This is a genomic window from Paraburkholderia suaedae (assembly GCF_040812055.1).
Classification (GTDB): Bacteria; Pseudomonadota; Gammaproteobacteria; order Burkholderiales; family Burkholderiaceae; genus Paraburkholderia.
In genome coordinates this window covers 54200-71022 of the sequence record NZ_JBFOAH010000005.1, presented here as the reverse complement: position 1 = coordinate 71022, position 16823 = coordinate 54200, and the positions used below count along the sequence as shown (strand labels likewise).

General features: G+C 65.5%; 14 protein-coding genes. 7 read left to right on the top strand and 7 right to left on the bottom strand.

Annotated features, from left to right (window positions below):
- Positions 1 to 397 precede the first annotated feature (397 nt).
- Positions 398 to 1378 (top strand): L-histidine N(alpha)-methyltransferase, encoded by a 981-nt coding sequence (egtD, locus tag ABQJ48_RS09305; RefSeq protein WP_367837536.1) that lies wholly within the window; start codon positions 398 to 400, stop codon positions 1376 to 1378.
- Positions 1379 to 1458: 80 nt separating this feature from the next.
- On the opposite strand, the gene ABQJ48_RS09300 is transcribed toward egtD, so the two are convergent.
- A complete protein-coding gene (locus ABQJ48_RS09300) occupies positions 1459 to 1752 on the bottom strand; it encodes an acylphosphatase (protein WP_367837534.1) in 294 nt (97 codons plus the stop codon).
- A 131-nt stretch (positions 1753 to 1883) separates the two neighbouring features.
- Between ABQJ48_RS09300 and hpnA the strand changes: the two genes are divergently transcribed.
- Both hpnA and ABQJ48_RS09290 read left to right on the top strand, forming a co-directional pair.
- Positions 1884 to 2894, top strand: coding sequence for a hopanoid-associated sugar epimerase (hpnA, locus tag ABQJ48_RS09295; protein ID WP_367837533.1), 1011 nt, complete (start codon positions 1884 to 1886; stop codon positions 2892 to 2894).
- A 120-nt stretch (positions 2895 to 3014) separates the two neighbouring features.
- Complete coding sequence (locus ABQJ48_RS09290) at positions 3015 to 3623, top strand: hypothetical protein (protein WP_367837532.1); 609 nt, start codon at positions 3015 to 3017, stop codon at positions 3621 to 3623.
- Positions 3624 to 3683: 60 nt separating this feature from the next.
- On the opposite strand, the gene ABQJ48_RS09285 is transcribed toward ABQJ48_RS09290, so the two are convergent.
- Together ABQJ48_RS09285 and hpnC are read right to left on the bottom strand one after the other, a co-directional pair.
- Positions 3684 to 4856 (bottom strand): glycosyltransferase, encoded by a 1173-nt coding sequence (locus ABQJ48_RS09285; protein WP_367837531.1) that lies wholly within the window; start codon positions 4854 to 4856, stop codon positions 3684 to 3686.
- Complete coding sequence (gene hpnC, locus ABQJ48_RS09280) at positions 4856 to 5722, bottom strand: squalene synthase HpnC (protein WP_367837530.1); 867 nt, start codon at positions 5720 to 5722, stop codon at positions 4856 to 4858. The genes ABQJ48_RS09285 and hpnC overlap by 1 nt, the downstream gene beginning before the upstream one ends.
- A 334-nt stretch (positions 5723 to 6056) precedes the next feature.
- On the opposite strand from hpnC, the gene ispH reads away from it, so the two are divergent.
- Complete coding sequence (ispH, locus tag ABQJ48_RS09275; protein ID WP_367837528.1) at positions 6057 to 7001, top strand: 4-hydroxy-3-methylbut-2-enyl diphosphate reductase; 945 nt, start codon at positions 6057 to 6059, stop codon at positions 6999 to 7001.
- Between the two features lie 10 nt (positions 7002 to 7011).
- Positions 7012 to 8166: an adenosyl-hopene transferase HpnH gene (gene hpnH, locus ABQJ48_RS09270; RefSeq protein ID WP_367837527.1), complete on the top strand. Its 1155-nt coding sequence runs from the start codon at positions 7012 to 7014 to the stop codon at positions 8164 to 8166.
- A 110-nt stretch (positions 8167 to 8276) separates the two neighbouring features.
- On the opposite strand, the gene ABQJ48_RS09265 is transcribed toward hpnH, so the two are convergent.
- Positions 8277 to 8882 carry an MlaC/ttg2D family ABC transporter substrate-binding protein gene (locus ABQJ48_RS09265; RefSeq protein WP_367837525.1) on the bottom strand — a complete coding sequence of 202 codons (606 nt, stop codon included), beginning with the start codon at positions 8880 to 8882 and terminating at the stop codon, positions 8277 to 8279.
- A gap of 213 nt (positions 8883 to 9095) precedes the next feature.
- Here ABQJ48_RS09265 and hpnN point away from each other — a divergent pair, with 213 nt between their 5' ends.
- On the top strand, positions 9096 to 11711 hold the full coding sequence (gene hpnN / locus ABQJ48_RS09260) for a hopanoid transporter HpnN (RefSeq protein WP_367837523.1): 2616 nt from the start codon (positions 9096 to 9098) through the stop codon (positions 11709 to 11711).
- A 2-nt stretch (positions 11712 to 11713) separates the two neighbouring features.
- Complete coding sequence (locus tag ABQJ48_RS09255; protein WP_367837521.1) at positions 11714 to 12724, top strand: MlaA family lipoprotein; 1011 nt, start codon at positions 11714 to 11716, stop codon at positions 12722 to 12724.
- A gap of 36 nt (positions 12725 to 12760) precedes the next feature.
- Here the strand turns inward: ABQJ48_RS09255 and ABQJ48_RS09250 are convergent, their stop codons facing one another.
- The 3 genes from ABQJ48_RS09250 to hpnE are packed head-to-tail and all read right to left on the bottom strand — an operon-like array spanning position 12761 to position 16821.
- Positions 12761 to 13495 (bottom strand): phosphorylase, encoded by a 735-nt coding sequence (locus ABQJ48_RS09250; RefSeq protein WP_367837520.1) that lies wholly within the window; start codon positions 13493 to 13495, stop codon positions 12761 to 12763.
- Between the two features lie 3 nt (positions 13496 to 13498).
- Positions 13499 to 15556 carry a squalene--hopene cyclase gene (shc, locus tag ABQJ48_RS09245; RefSeq protein WP_367837518.1) on the bottom strand — a complete coding sequence of 686 codons (2058 nt, stop codon included), beginning with the start codon at positions 15554 to 15556 and terminating at the stop codon, positions 13499 to 13501.
- The gene (gene hpnE, locus ABQJ48_RS09240) at positions 15556 to 16821 is read right to left on the bottom strand and encodes a hydroxysqualene dehydroxylase HpnE (RefSeq protein WP_367837517.1); all 1266 of its coding nucleotides are present in this window, start codon (positions 16819 to 16821) and stop codon (positions 15556 to 15558) included. The genes shc and hpnE overlap by 1 nt, the downstream gene beginning before the upstream one ends.
- Between the last annotated feature and the right edge of the window lie 2 nt (positions 16822 to 16823).

The window sequence follows — 16823 nt, the reverse complement described above, 5'->3', positions numbered from 1 at the left end:
CGCAGCGCAAGCCCGCATTCTAGACGGGTTGTCGGGAACGGGCGTCTGTGGCTTTGCGTCGCCTCGCGCAAGTTGTCTATGCGCATCGCACGCGGATGCACTCGAACATAGCGTTCGTGCGCGGCACCCGAGTCCGCGCTGTTGTCCCTGTTTCGATCGACAACGCGCTGATAACGTCGCTACCCGCGACTCAAGCGCGAATCTTGCTGAAGAAGTCTCGCACGCTGTTTGCAGTGAAGTTTGCGACAGCTTTCGCAGCATGAATCAGTCGGGTCGGCATAGGCAGTCCCACGGACCAGCCAGCCTCTCTCCCACGACATGCGTCACCTGCGTTTCACTGCGCATGTCGCCGCCCGGCAAGCAATCCCGCTTATCGTATGTGACTACTGGAGCCAGCATGACCCAGCCAGCCCTCTCGCACGACGCGTCACCCGATCTGCGCGCCGCCTTCGCCGCTGATGTGCGCGCCGGACTCAGCCACACGCCGCAGAAAGAGCTGCCGTCGAAGTACCTGTACGACGAAGTGGGCTCTGCCCTCTTCGAAGTGATCACCGTCTTGCCCGAATACGGTGTCACGCGCGCCGAGGAACGCCTGCTCGCGGCGCACGCGGCCGACATCGTCGAGCATCTGCCGCATGACGTGACCGTCGCCGAACTCGGCAGCGGCAGCGGCCGCAAGACGCGTCGCATTCTTGAAGCACTGTGTAAAAAGCGTCCCACTTCTTACTGCCCGATTGAAATTTCGCGCAGTGCATTGCAGTTGTGCAGACGCGAACTGGGCGACATCGAGCGGATCTCGATCGTCGGATACGAACGCGATTACCTAGCCGGTCTCGCCGAAGTGAGCAAGCAGCGCTCGGCAAACGAACGCTTACTCGTGCTGTTCCTTGGCAGTACGATCGGCAATTTCGGCCGACTCGCGGCGACGCGCTTCCTGCGTGAAATCCGCAACATGCTCGCGCCCGGCGACGCGCTGCTCCTGGGTACCGACCTCATCAAGCCGACGCCGATGCTGGTGGCCGCCTACGACGATTCGATCGGCGTAACCGCGTCGTTCAACCTGAACCTGCTTGCGCGCATCAATCGCGAACTGGACGGCAATTTTCCGCTCGACGCGTTCGAGCACGTCGCGCGCTTCAATCCGGACGCGCGCAGCATCGAAATGCATCTGCGCGCCAAGCGCAAGATCACGGCGCACGTGGGCGCGGCGCAGTTGACGGTGTCGTTGAAGGAAGGCGAAACGATCTGGACCGAGAGCAGCCACAAATACCGCGCGGAGGAAGTGCCGGCGGTCGCTGGCGGCGCGGGCTTCGTCTGCAGCCATCAGTGGATCGAAAAGGAATGGGGCTTTGCGGAGAGTCTGCTCGTGGCGCAATAGGCCCATCGCCGGTACCGACGACCAACGCGGCGCGCCATCGTATCGGTGGCGCGCCGCTTTTTTTGGTCGGCTTGCCGTGCTCAGTGCTGCTCGAACCGCTCATAACGCTTTTCGGTCGGGCGTTCTTCGCCGGTCACCTCGGTCACGCGCGCCGCTGGCGGCCCATGGCGCAGCCACGACAGCATGCGGTCCACCTGGTTGGCCGAGCCCTGCAAGATCGCTTCGACGGAGCCGTCGTCAAGATTCGCCACCCATCCCTTGATGCCGAGCGCGTGTGCCTGCCGCACGGTCGCATGGCGAAAGCCGACGCCCTGCACCATGCCGCGCACCCGCACGTAGTATGTTTCGATCCGCTGATCCAGATCCGGGGCCATGCCGCCTCCTCGTCAAAACTTTCAAGCCGGCATTCTAGACGCGTCGTCGCGCGCCTGCTCGCCAGAGCCACGACACGCGGCGCGAGCGACACGTACAATCCGTCGACTGTCATGGGGGGAATGGAATCAGAATGATCGAACAGAATCGCGATCTCGTGCTCGTGACCGGCGCTTCGGGCTTCGTCGGCTCGTCGGTGGCGCGCATCGCGCAGCACAAGGGGTTCAAGGTACGCGTGCTGGTGCGCGCCACCAGTTCGCGCCGGAACGTCGAGGCGCTGGACGCGGAGGTCGTCGTCGGCGACATGCGCGACGAAGCGTCGATGCGCAACGCGCTGCGCGGCGTGCGCTACCTGCTGCATGTGGCCGCCGACTATCGCCTGTGGGCGCCGGACCCGAGCGAGATCGAGCGCTCGAATCTGGAAGGCACCGAAGCGACCATGCGCGCGGCGCTCAAGGAAGGCGTCGAGCGCATCGTCTACACGAGCAGCGTGGCGACGCTCAAGGTGACGAGCTCCGGCCAGTCCGCGGACGAAACCGCGCCCCTCAAGGCAGAGCAGGCGATCGGCGTCTACAAGCGCAGCAAGGTGCTGGCCGAGCGCGCGGTGGAGCGGATGATCGCCGAGGACGGCCTGCCGGCGGTGATCGTCAATCCGTCTACTCCGATCGGTCCGCGCGACGTGAAGCCGACGCCGACTGGGCGGATCATCGTCGAAGCGGCACTCGGCAAGATTCCGGCTTTCGTCGATACGGGCCTGAATCTCGTGCATGTGGACGACGTCGCGGCAGGCCATTTCCTCGCGCTCGAACGCGGCAAGATCGGCGAACGCTATATTCTTGGCGGCGAAAACCTGCCGCTTCAGCAAATGCTCGCCGATATCGCCGCGTTGACCGGCCGCAAGGCACCCACGCTCGCGTTGCCGCGCTGGCCGCTCTACCCGCTCGCGATGGGCGCGGAAGCGGTCGCGAAGATCACGAAACGCGAACCGTTTGTCACCGTCGACGGCTTGAAGATGTCGAAGAACAAGATGTATTTCACGTCGGCAAAGGCGGAGCGCGAGCTCGACTATCGCGCCCGGCCCTACCGCGACGGTTTGCGCGACGCACTCGACTGGTTCAGGCAAGCCGGCTACCTGACGCCCTGAACGCGCCGCCCCCGAGAATCCGCCGCAGCCGTGAGCATTTTGTTACAAGTCCCGTCTTTGCGACGAGTCAAAGCGCGCGCGTAGCAGGTAAAATCGCGGGCCTTACCAGAGAAAGCTCGCATGAACCTTCACGAACAGCTCGGCGCGCTGGAAATGGGCGTCGATCAGCTCATCCAGGCTGTCGTGGCCACGCAGGCCGAAAACCTCCCAGAGAGCCGCGCACAAGCAGCTGCGCCGAGTGCGGCAGCGGACACGGTTGCGTCGGACGTGCCATCTGACTCCGCAGGCGGATCGGCTGGGGCCCGTACCGCGGAAGCCTTCGTCGAAGACATTGCGCCGGCGTCGGATGAACCCGCCCACACGCCCGCCGCAGAACCCGCAGCCGAACAAGCGTCCGCGCCGCTCCAGCCGACGCTCCAGATCGACCGGCCCGCGCGGGACGAGATCACGATGACGATCGGCGACCAGAAGGTCGCGCTGCGCCCGGACCAGATCGGCAAACTGATCGAGGAATTGTCGAATGCGCGCGCGTCCATGACGCCGGAGCAGCCACCGGGCATTCCGCCGGGCTGGCGCTTCGTCTCGACGAAGAATCCGGTGATGGCAGTGCAGAAGCAATCGAACGGCGACCGCTTGCTGGTCATGCGTCACACCGGCCACGGCTGGGTGCCGTTTACGTTCTCGCCCGATGTGGTGATTCAGCTCTACATGATGCTGACCAACGCGTGATGTCAAAAGCGGCGCCTGGCGCCGCTTTTTTTTGTCCGCCTCACCCACCGCGCACGCGCATCAGCGCTCCTGCACGGGCGCCTGCACGCGCGCCTTCCACTGACCGCCCTTGCCGCGCCAATAGCGCACCGCCGACGCAAACGTCGCGCCGACGTAGAACAGCGCCACCAGTGGCAGAAACGGCGCCCACAACGGCGAGCGGCGGTAGTAGCGAAGCATCGGCGCATAGGCGCAGCACATCGCCGCCCAAGCGAGCCACGCGGGCCAGCCCAAGGGACCGAGCAGCAACGCGACAACGGGCGGCACCAGATAGATAATCGTCATGCCGGCCAGCGTGCCCGCCAGCAGCAGCGGCGAATAATGCAGCTGCGTAAAGGCGGTACGCGCGATCATGTTCCAGATGTCACGCCAGCTATCGTACGGACGCAGCGACACGCTGCGCGCCGCCACGTCCAGCCGGATGGGATGACGCCCGGTGCCGCGATGCTTGATGCGCGCGGCGAGGCTGCAATCGTCGATCAGCTCGGCGCGAATCGACTCGATGCCGCCCGCTTCCTCCAGCGCGCTGCGCCGCGCGAGCATGCAGCCGCCTGCCGCCGCCGCGGTGCGATTGCGCGGGTTGTTGACCCACGCAAACGGGTAGAGCTTCGCGAAGAAAAAGACGAAAGCCGGTATCAGCGCTTTTTCCCAGAACGAGTCGCAACGCAGACGGACCATCAGCGAGACCAGGTCGCGCTGTTCCGCGTCCGCGCGAGCGACGAGTTGCACGAGCGCATCGTCCGGGTGGCCGATGTCGGCATCGGTCAACAGCAGGTAGTCGGCGGGCAAGCCGAGGGTGCGCACCGCCTCGATACCCTGCGACTGCGCCCACACTTTGCCGGACCAGCCCGGCGGCAGCGGCTTCGCGCTTAGCACGCTCAGGCGCTCTGGGCATTGCAGTTGCAATGCGGCGGCGCGCGCGGCGTCGGCGGTGCCGTCGGTGCTGTGGTCGTCGACGACGATCACGTGAAAAGTGCCCGGATAGTTTTGCTGAAGCAGCGTCGTGACCGCCTCGCCGATTACGTCGACTTCATTGCGGGCCGGCACCACCGCAGCCACTGCGGGCCAGGTCACGCGCGGCGCGACGGTGAGCGGCGCGGCCGGTCGCGCGCGCCAGAAGCCGCCTCGCGCAAACAGCAACACGCACCAGATCAACAGAGAGAGACACGCAAGAACAAACAGAACCGCCGCCATTAAGCATTACCCTCGATTGAACCCGCCAGCACCCCGACCCGTCGCGACAGCCACATCGCCACGGTACGCAGCGCGACCACGCACCAGTCGAATGCGTTGAGCACGGGACGCTTGCGAAACACATCGTAGTCTGCATTCTCTATCCGTTCGAGAAAGCGCAGGCCGCCATGCACGGCGGCGCACAGTTCGATGCCCAGCCGCCCAGGCATTCGCAACGCGAGCGGCGCCCCGCGCACCAAGGTCTGCCGCGCGAATGACACCTCGTAGGCCATCAACGCACGCCAGGCGTGGTCGGCCACGCCGTCGGCGATATGCGCTTCGGTTACGTTGAAGCGCCGCAGATCCGCAAGCGGCAGATATACGCGGTCCTTTTTCCAGTCGGCGGGCACGTCGAGCCAGAAGCCGATCAGCTGCGACGCCGTGCAGATCGCGTCGGCGTCGGCGAGATTCTCCGGCGTGGCCGCATCGAGCAGATGCAGCATCAGGTGCCCCAGGGGGTTCGCCGAGTGACGGCAATAGTGGAGCAGCGCGGCGCGGTCGCCGTAGCGGCTGGTGTCGATGTCTTGCGCACAGGCCTCGAGCAGATCGTAAAACGGCGCAAGCGGCAGTTCGTAGTCCGCCACCACCGCGGCGAGCTTGCCGAACAGCAGCGGATGGACCGGCGCCGCGCGCCGCTGCGCCACCGCGTCAAGGCCCGCGCGCAGGTCGGCTAGACGGGCGTGCCGGCCGGCAGCGGTCGAGCCGCATTCGTCGGCGATGTCGGCGGCGGTGCGTACAACCTGATAGATAATGGCGATAGGCGCGCGCAGCGCCTTCGGCAGCAACACGCTCGGGATCGGAAAATTCTCGTACTGTTCGACGTCCATCCGGCGAGCCTCGAAACCATTCTGTAATGCGGCTCACGATGCGCGCCGCAGGGAGCCCCGTAGTTTAAGCGTTCCGTCAAACCGGCGCAGCGTGCCAGGATGGCGGCACGCTGCTGGAACGCGGCGCCGAAAGGCAAGCCACGCTTGCGGCTAGCGCCCAACATAAAGGGCGCGCCAAAAGCAAAGCTGGCCTGATAGCGTTAGAATGCGCGTTTGGTTTTGCCGTACCGGCTGGTCGCCGGGGCTCAAGACGTCAACTAATTAGACGATCGCGGCGATAAAGTCACGCGTATGGACTTCTTCGCAACCCGCGTCAGTCGGAGTTCGCCCATTTATGCGAGTCATCCTTGCTCAGCCGCGCGGGTTTTGTGCGGGTGTTGTTCGTGCAATCGAGATCGTCGATCGTGCTTTACAGCAACACGGCGCGCCCGTGTACGTTCGTCACGAGATCGTCCACAACCGGCATGTGGTCGACAACCTGCGCCGCAAAGGCGCCCGCTTCGTCGAGGAGCTCGATGAAGTGCCGCACGGCGCCGTGACCATTTTCAGTGCGCATGGCGTGGCTCAAACGGTCGAACGCGACGCGCAAGCGCGTGGGCTCGACGTGCTCGACGCAACCTGCCCGCTGGTCACGAAGGTCCATGTGCAAGGCCGGCAATATGTGGCCGCTGGCCGTACACTGATCCTGATCGGCCACGCGGGGCACCCTGAAGTGGAAGGCACGATCGGCCAGATTCCGGGCAAGGTGTTACTGGTGCAAAGCGAAGCCGAAGTCGCGCATCTGGAGCTGCCGGCCGATGCGCCCCTCGCTTATGTGACGCAGACCACGCTGTCGGTGGACGATACGCGCGGCATCATCGACGCGCTGCTGCGCCGCTTTACCAACATTGTCGGTCCGGATACGCGCGACATCTGCTATGCCACGCAGAACCGCCAGGCGGCGGTGCGTGAACTGAGCAAGCAGGTCGACGTGCTGCTGGTGGTCGGGGCGACCAACAGTTCGAACTCGAACCGGCTGCGCGAGATCGGCAGCGAAAGCGGCGTGGCGAGCTACCTCGTCGCCGACGGTTCGGAAGTGAAGCCGGAGTGGTTTGCCAACGTGCAGACCGTCGGCATCACGGCCGGCGCTTCCGCGCCGGAAGAGATGGTCACGAACGTAATCGATGCGCTGAGCGCATTGGGGCCTGTCGATGTCACGACGATGGCGGGCCGTGAAGAAAAGGTCGAATTCAAGTTGCCATCGAAACTGATGCAACCACTCGCTGCACGCGAAGTTTAAGGAGGGCGTCTTGTCTATTCCGCTACTACAGAAAGTCCGGGTCGGCGCATACATCATGCGTCAGCACCTTTCCGGCAACAAACGCTACCCGCTCGCTCTGATGCTGGAGCCGCTGTTCCGCTGCAACCTCGCCTGCAATGGCTGCGGCAAGATCGATTATCCCGATCCCATCCTGAATCAGCGGCTGTCGCTGGAAGAGTGCCTCGGCGCTGTCGACGAGTGCGGTGCGCCGGTGGTCTCCATCGCAGGCGGCGAGCCGCTGCTGCACAAGGAAATGCCGCAGATCGTGAAGGGCATCATCGCGCGCAAGAAGTTCGTTTATCTGTGCACGAACGCGTTGCTGATGGAAAAGAAAATGGACGACTACGAGCCGAATCCGTACTTCGTCTGGTCGGTCCATCTGGACGGCGACAAAGAAGCGCACGATCACTCGGTGTCGCAGGAAGGCGTGTACGAGAAGGCCGTGGCCGCGATTCGCGAAGCGAAGCGCCGGGGCTTTCGCGTGAACATCAACTGCACGTTGTTCAACGACGCGGTGCCCGAACGCGTGGCCGCGTTCTTCGACACGCTCGGCCCGATGGGCGTGGACGGCATCACGGTTTCGCCGGGTTATGCGTACGAGCGCGCGCCCGACCAGCAGCACTTCCTGAACCGCGACAAGACCAAGCATCTGTTCCGCGAAATTTTCAAGCGCGGCAACAACGGCAAGAACTGGTCGTTCAGCCAGTCGGCCATGTTCCTCGACTTCCTGGCCGGCAATCAGACCTACGAGTGCACGCCGTGGGGTAACCCGGCGCGTACCGTGTTCGGCTGGCAGAAGCCCTGCTACCTGGTCGGCGAAGGTTATGTGAAGACCTTCAAGGAACTGATGGACACCACCAACTGGGACGACTACGGCACGGGCAACTACGAGAAGTGCGCCGACTGCATGGTGCATTGCGGCTTCGAAGCGACCGCCGTGATGGACACGGTTGCGCATCCGCTCAAGGCATTGAAGGTCAGCCTGCGCGGCCCGAAGACCACGGGTGCTTTCACCACGGACATCCCGCTCGACAAGCAGCGTCCCGCTGAATATGTGTTCTCCCGCCACGTGGAGATCAAGCTGGAAGAGATTCAGCGCGCGGGCAAGGGCAAGAAGGTGCAGACCGCGACCGCGGCGCACTGACGGCTCGACCGGCGGTTCGCCCGCCGGCTGGCGAATAAACAAAAAGCAAAAAAAGCGCGGTGGCTAGATGGCCACCGCGCTTTTTTTATGGCTTCGAAAACCGCCGGGCTCTAACCCGCGCCGCGCGCATTGTGCGCGGTCAAAAACTTGATCAGCCCGTCGATTCCGCCTTTGGCGATCTGGTCGGCGAACTGGGTCTGATACACCTGGATCAGCCAGGCGCCCATCATGTTGATGTCGTAGATCTTCCAACCCGAGGGCCCTTTGGTGAGCCGGTAGTCGATCGCATCGTCGCCGCCGTTACTGATCACGTGCGACTGGACGACGACATCGGCGGCGCCGGCCGGTACGTTCACCGGCACAAACCTGAACTTCACGTCCTGGTCTCGCAACTGCGAGAGCGAGGAAGCGTAGGTGCGCACCAGCAGCAGCGTAAACTGCTCGTACAGCTGCTTTTGCTGCTCGGGAGTCGCGGTCGACCATGGCTTACCGACCGCGATCCGCGTAGTGCGCTGGAAGTCCGTGGCGGGCACGAAGCGCGTCTGGACCAGATCGGTGATCTTCGCCATGTCGCCGCCGCGCGCCTGAGGGTCGGCCTTCATTGCCGCAACGGTACCTTCCACGGCACTTTTTACCACCGCATCCGGCGCGGTTTGGGCGTACGCCGCCGTGGACATCACAGCCGCAGCCAGAAAAGCAGACAGATAACGTTTCATACGGTCGCCAGAACTTGAGAGAAGTGAACGCCAACGGCCTTGCGAGCCCGGGGCGAAAGCAGGATAGACCAGTATACCCAGATTGCGTTCCCGCCCCTGATAGCGTCGCCGGGAGCCGCACTTGCTAGCGAAGTGGGGTTGGAGGCGCCAGGCTCTGTATACTTGTGCACTTTCGTCAAAAACAACACCCGTGATAAGGCCGCGTTCGCCTACATGCTGAAGTCATCCATCGTCCGTCTCGTCGCCTCTTCGTTGCGCCATCCATTCCGGATCATCGCACTGTCGATCGTGCTCGCCATTTCGAGCAGCTTCTACGTTGTACATAACTTCAAGATCAACACCGACATCAGCCGTCTCATCCAAACGGACAAGCAATGGACGGCGCTCGACAATGCGCTGAACCAGGCCTTCCCGGATCGCGGCGAAACCGTGCTGGTGGTGGTTCAAGCGCGCGCGCCGGAATTCGCCGACGCTGCCGCCAATGCGTTGAGCGCTGCGCTCAAAAGCAATCCGAAGGAATTCGTCACGGTCTCGCAACCCGCCGGCGGCCCGTTCTTCGAGCACAACGGCCTGCTGTTCCCGTCGACCGACCAGGTGATGTCCACGACCTCGCAGCTCGTCCAGTCGCGCCCGCTCGTCAACGCCTTGGCCCATGATCCAAGTCTGACCGGCCTGGCCGGTACGCTCACCACCACTCTGCTGCTGCCGTTGCAACTCGGCCAGGTGAAGCTCGGCGACATGAGCTATCTGCTGTCGCAAAGCGCGAACACGCTCGACCGTGTGCTGGCCGGTCAGCCGGCGGCGTTCTCGTGGCGCGCGCTGGTCGACAGGAGCATCGCAACAGATCCGGCGCGCGCGTTCGTGGTCGTACAGCCGGTCGTCAACTATGGCGCGCTGCAGCCGGGGGCGATCGCATCGAAAGCGATTCGCGACACGGCCGCGTCGCTGCATCTCGACACCCGTTACGGCGCGACGATTCACCTGACCGGCGCCCAGCCGCTCGCCGACGAAGAGTTCGCCTCCGTCCAGGACGGCGCGGTGCTCAACGGCATCGGCACCTTCGTCGTCGTGCTGGTGATCCTATGGCTCGCGCTGCGCTCGGGCCGAATGATCGCCGCTGTCTTCATCACGCTGTTCGTCGGACTGGCGATCACCGCCGCGCTCGGCCTTTTGATGGTCGGTGCGCTCAACATGATCTCGGTCGCCTTCATGGTGCTGTTCATCGGGCTCGGGGTCGATTTCGGCGTGCAGTTCGGCGTCAAATACCGCGAGGAGCGCAACCGCGACGATCGGCTTTCGGCCGCGCTGATGCACACCGCGCACAGTATCGGCGTGCCGCTGACGCTCGCGGCGGTCGCGGTCGCGCTGAGCTTCTTCTCGTTCCTGCCGACGGCCTATCGCGGCGTGTCGGAGCTGGGCGAAATCGCCGGCGTCGGCATGTTCGTCGCGTACTTCACGAACATGACGCTGCTGCCGGCGCTGCTGAAGGTCTTCAACCCGCCCGGCGAATCCGCGTCACCCGGCTTCAAGCAACTCGCGCCCGTGGACGATTTTCTCGCTCACAACCGCAAGCCGGTGCTGATCGGCACGCTGATCGTCGTAATTGGCGCCTCGCCGCTGCTCACGCACTTGCGCTTCGACTTCAACCCGCTGCATCTGAAGGACCCGAATACGGAGTCGATGGCGACGCTGCTGTCGTTGAAGGACTCGCCGGAAGCCGAGGTCAATAATGTCCATGTGCTGGCGCCCTCGCTGGCCGCCGCAGACGAGATGGCCGCGCGCTTGCGCGCGCTGCCGGAAGTGGGCCGCGTCACCACGCTGGACACGTTCGTTCCGGGCGATCAGCAGCAAAAGATAATGCTGATCGCGAGCGCCGCGCAGCAACTGTTGCCCGCGCTGCAGCAGCAGCCCGCGCCGCCGGCCACCGACGAGGTGCGCGTGGCCGCGCTCAAGCGCGCGTCGAACCAGCTCGCGCTGGCCGCCGAGGATCATCCGGGCCCGGGCGCGGCCGAGGCCGAGCATTTGTCGGCGACGCTGCACAAGCTGGCCGCCGCCAACGCCGCCACGCGCGACCGCGCGGAAACCGCGATGTCCGCCACGCTGCGCATCGCGTTGAAGCAGTTGGAAAATCTGCTGCAGCCGACCGAAATCACCCGCGAGAACCTGCCCAAGGCGATCTCCGCCGCGTGGGTGTCGAAGGACGGCCGGGCGCTCGTCGACATTGGCCCGAAGGTGAAGCCCGGCACCGATCCTGGCGACGACGCGATGCTCGCGCGCTTCGCGCATGCCGTGAAGAAGGCAGAGCCCGGCGCGATCGGCGGCCCGATTTCGATCCTGCATTCGGCCGATACGATCATCAGGGCGTTTCTGCAGGCCGCCCTCTACGCGCTGGTGTCGATCGCCGTTTTGCTGTGGATCGCACTACGGCGAGTCGGCGACGTGCTGCGCACGCTGGTGCCGCTACTGGTCTCGGCGCTCGTCACGCTCGAGTTATGCGTGGTATTCGGCATGCCGCTGAACTTTGCGAATATCATCGCGTTACCGCTGATGCTGGGCGTCGGCGTGGCATTCAAGATCTACTTCGTGATGGCCTGGCGCAATGGGCAGACCGGCCTGTTGCAGTCGAGCCTGACGCACGCCGTGCTGTTCAGCGCGGCCACCACCGCAACGGCGTTTGGCAGCCTCTGGCTGTCGCATCATCCGGGCACGTCCAGCATGGGTCGGCTGCTGGCGCTGTCGCTGTTGTGCACGCTCATTGGTGCAGTGGTGTTTCAGCCCGTGCTCATGGGCAAGCCGCGCCAACGTCGCGCGAAGCAAAAAGGAATATAAGCATGAATTTGCGTAACACTGCGCTCGCGCTCGCCGCCGCGGGTCTGATCTCGGGCTGCGCAACCGGTCCCGACCGCAAGCCCGGCGATCCGTTCGAACCGATGAACCGGGCCGTGTTCAAGTTCAACGACGGCATCGACCGCTATGTGGCCGTGCCGGTCGCCAAGGGCTACCAGAAGGTGACGCCGCAGCCGCTGCGCACTGCCGTCAGCAACTTCTTCTCCAACCTCGGCGATCTGACCAACGCCGCGAACGCACTGCTGCAATTGAAGATCACCGACGCGACCGAAGACATCATGCGCTTCGCGTTCAACTCGGTCTTCGGTCTGGGTGGCCTGCTGGACTGGGCGACGCCCGCGGGCCTGCCCAAGCATCACCAGGATTTCGGTTTGACGCTCGGGCACTGGGGCATTCCGTCCGGTCCGTACCTCGTTCTGCCGCTGTTCGGGCCGAGCACCGTGCGCGACAGCATGGGACTTGTCGTCGATGTGAAGTTCAATCCGTTGAACTACATGGAACCGGCGGTGCGCAATCCGCTGTACGTGCTGCAGTTCGTCAGCACGCGCTCCGACCTGCTCGGCGCGACCGATCTGTTGCAGCAGGCCGCGCTGGACAAATATTCGTTCGTGCGCGACGCGTACACGCAGCAACGCCGCGCGCGTCTGCGCGGCACGAGCGACAATGCCGCGCCACTGCCGAATTACGACGATCAGGGCGACTCCGGCGCGGCGGTGCCGGCCTCGGGTGCACGGGCTGCGGGGGCGCCTGCCGTGCTGCCGAACTACGCCGACCCGGGCGACGCGGGGCAAGCGCCGAACGCGGCCTCTGGGGCAGCCACCGGCGCCCCGGCCGGCGTGCCCAATTACACGGACCCTGGCGAGACGCCTGCCAGCGGCGCAGCGGGCGCGGTCGAGGCGCCGCCCCCGGCTGCCGCACCGAACGCACCGGCGCCGATGCCTCAAACCGCGCCGGCCGACGACAAACACCCGGCTTCGGCACCGGTCCCACAATAGGATTTGAACAAGGCGTGCGGCGCTGCCGCGTGCCCTTCAGGCCCCGGCCATCATGCGCAAAGCCCCGGCCTCGGCCATCGCCTGCCGGGCGCGCACCAGGGAAGCCCTCGCGGCACGCGCGTCGGTCGCAAGCTGAATCAACGCACCGAGTTGCGACGGTTGGCGCAGCAGCTCGCGCACAATCGGCCCGAGCGCCGTGCTGCCGTCGTCGCGGAGCCCAGCCGTCGCGGCGGAGGGCAGCGTGCGCCATGCCGGGTCGACGATCGCGCGGCACACGGCGAAGGGCAGCCCATGGGCGGCGGCCGTCGCGCCGGCCATGTGCGACTCCATATCCACCGCCAATGCGCCCGCCGCACGATGCAGCGCACGCTTGTCCCCGGCTGTCACCAAAGGCGCGGCAACCGCCGCCATCACGCCGCGCCGTAGACGCCCGGCGAGCGGCCCTGCGGCCAACGCCGCCGTGAGCCTGTCAGCCCATTGCCGATCGGTTTGAAGCCGCCCAAATGGCCCTTCGACGGCGTCCGCGACGATCAGCGAGCCCGGTTCGAGATCCGGCGCCAGTCCGCCCGCGGTCCCAAAACTGACGATGCCGCAACAGCCGCGCGCGATCGCGGCAGTCAGCGCCCGTTCGAGCAGATCGGCGCGCGCCGCGTACACTACCTCGACGCCCTCGCCGCGCGCGATTCGCGATTCGAACGCCATGCCCGACACCATGATCACCGGCAGGCTGCTGCGCGCGGCATCGGCGGACGACGTTGCGGAAAGCGGCATCCGTTACATCCCGACCGTGACGCGCGTGAGCCCGTTGCGCTTCAAATGGCGGAAGCGCGCCAACGCCCACAGCGGAAAGAACTTGCGATACCCGTGATAGCGCAGATAGAACACGCGCGGGAAGCCGGTCGCGGTGAAGCGCGTTTCGTCCCACAAGCCATGTTCGCGCTGTTCGCGCTGCAAATAGTCGACGCCGCGCGCGAGCGCCTCGTGATCGACCTCGCCCGCCGCCATCAGGCCGAGCAGCGCCCACGCGGTCTGCGACGCCGTGCTCGGCGCGCGCTCATAGCCGCGATAGTCGAGCTTGTAGCTCTCGCCGCCCTCGCCCCAACCGCCGTCCGGGTTCTGGATCGACAGCAGCCATTGTGCGGCGCGCCTCATGCACGGGTCGTCATGCGGCATACCGGCGGCGTTCAGCGAACACAAGGCGGTCCACGTGCCGTAGATGTAGTTCAGGCCCCAGCGGCCGTACCAGCTGCCGTCCGCTTCCTGTTCCCGCAACATGTAGGCGAACGCGCGCTGCGCGGGCTCGCTGTTCTGCGGCAGTTCGCCCAGCTGCGCGAGCATCGAAAGACACCGGCCCGAGACGTCCGCTGTCGGCGGATCGAGCAACGCGCCGTGATCGGAGAACGGAATGTTGTTCAGGTAGTACTGGGTGTTCTCCGGTTCAAATGCGCCCCAGCCGCCGTCACTGCTTTGCATGCCGACCACCCATTCGCGCGCCCGCGCAATGGCTTGCCGATCGACCGTGGATTGCGTGAGCGCCGCCGAGCGATGCATCGCCATCGCGACCACCGCCGTATCGTCGACGTCCGGATAGTGCGGATTGTTGTACTGGAAGGCCCAGCCGCCCGGGCGCACGTTCGGCCGGCGCGAGATCCAGTCGCCGCGCACGTCGAGGATCTGCAGGGGGCGCAGCCACGCGAGCCCGCGTTCGGCGGCCTGCTCGGCACGCGCTTCGCCCGTTTCGAGCAGCGCATGCGCCGCGAGCGAGGTGTCCCACACCGGCGACAGACACGGCTGGCAATATGCTTCGTTGTCCTTGATAACGAGCAGCTTGTCGATGGATCGCCGGGCGATCGCGCGCTTCGGGTGATCGGCCGGATAGCCGAGCACGTCGTACATCATCACGGCGTTGGCCATCGCCGGGAAAATCGCGCCGAGGCCGTCTTCGCCGTTCAGCCGCTCATCGACGAACGCTACCGCCGCGCGCACCGCGCGTTCGCGCGTGGACTTCGGAAACAGGCCGTCGAGTGCGCGCAGCAGTCCGTCGACGCCGCGGAACAACGCAAACCAGCCGGCGTGCTGATGCGGCGCCCGCTGATTCATGCCGGTGTTGACCGGCGCGCCGCGGAACAGCTCGTCGATGCGCACCCGGCGCGGATTGCGCGCGAGCGGCCGCCTGGCGTTGAGCACGAGTAGCGGCACGATCACGGTACGCGCCCAGTAAGAAACCTTCGACAGATGGAACGGGAACCACATCGGCAACAGCATGATTTCGACGGGCATCATCGGCACGGCGCGCCACGACACGACGCCGAACAGCGCGAGCAGAATCCGCGTGAACACGTTGACGTGTTCCGCGCCGCCGTGGGCCAGAATCGCCTCGCGCGCGCGCACCATGTGTTCGGCGTCCGCCGGGTCGCCGATCATTTTCAGCGCGAAATACGCCTTCACGCTTGCACTGATGTCGAGCGCGCCGTCGGTGAAGAGCGGCCAGCCGCCGTCGGGCAACTGGATACGGCGCAGATAGCGAGCGATCTTCTGCTCCAGTTCCAGGTTCGGCGCTTCGCCCAGGTAGTGAACCAGCAGCACGTATTCGGCAGGGATCGTCGCGTCGGCTTCCAGTTCGTAGACCCAGTGGCCGTCCGGCTTTTGCGCGGCGAGAATGGCGTCGGTCGCGCGCGTAATCGCGGCGTCCAGCGTGGCCGCAGAAGCCACCACCGGCTGCGGTTCAGTTTGCGGCTGCGCTGATGCAGCGGTAGCCGGTGCGGCGCGCGCTCTGTCGACGGATTCGGGCAGATCGGCGTCCAGCGCCCGGGCTTGTGATAAATCGTTCATCAGCGTTCCATTGGTTCCTTCAGCAGCATATCCGCGGCCTTCTGGCCGGAGCGGATCGCGCCTTCAATCGTCGCGGGCAGGCCGGTGGCCGTCCAGTCGCCCGCGAGCATCAGGTTGTTCCAGCGAGTGCGCGTGCCCGGACGCAGCGTTTCCTGGTCGGGCAGCGCGGCGAATGTCGCGCATTTTTCCATCACGACCTGCCAGTCCGGCATGGGCGCGGCGGGAAGTTTGGCGGCCTGCGCCACCTCGGCCCAGACGGTGCTCGCCAAGGCTTCGTGCGGCACGTCGAGCAGGCGCTCGGCCGAGTTGACCGTGACCGACAGCCGCTCGTCGAACGCGACCAGCCATTCGGCCGTCGCGTTGAGCAACCCTGTGACCGGCGGCAAACCGAACGGCGGCTCGACCGCGAAGTGCACGTTCGCGGTCGCCGCAAAACGCGTCGGCGCCAGCAGACCCGGCACGAGGGTCGGTGCAATCTCCGGCGGCAGCGCGAGAATCACGCCGTGGTTCGCGTCCAGCGCCACGTCGCCGTCGATGAAATTGAGCGCCTGCACGCGGCCACCGTTGGCGGCAAAGACGACTTGCCTCAGGCGCGACCCCAGCTTGATCGCCGCGCCGCCATGTTGCAACAAGCGCAACGCGGGATCGACGAACGCACTGCCCAGACCGTTGCGCGCCACCAGCGGCCGGCAGGCGAGACCGCCCGCCAGCAAAGCCTCGCGCACCATCGCGCCGGCCAGTTCGGCCGACGCGTCACGCGGCTCGACATTCAGCAGCGCGTGCAGCAGCGGCCTGAGCAGCCGGTCCCACAGCGGCCCGCTGCAGCGCATGGTCTGCGCGAGGCTGCGCCCGGGCTTTGCGAACAGCAGCGGCACGAGCGCCAGATAGTCGCGAGGACTGGTATTGGGCACTCGCGCGTTGGGGTCGAAAATCCACCACGGCAGGCGCCCCGGCGACAGGCGCACACTCCAGCGCGCCCGCGTGGCCAGGTCCACAAACGGAAACTCGGGCTGCTGCGGGCCGACGAGTTCGTCCGCGGCGCCGATCGCGCGCGCATAACCGAGCGTCGCGGCATTGCCCGACAGCACCATGTGATTGCCGCTGTCGATGGTCGCGCCCAGCTTCGCGTCGTAGTACGAACGGCAGCGCCCGCCCGCGTAGGCCGCTGCTTCATGCAGCACGACGCGGGCGCCGCGCCGCTGGAGCTGCACTGCGGCGGCCAGGCCGGCGAGGCCCGCACCGACCACATGTACGAGCTTCGGCATCA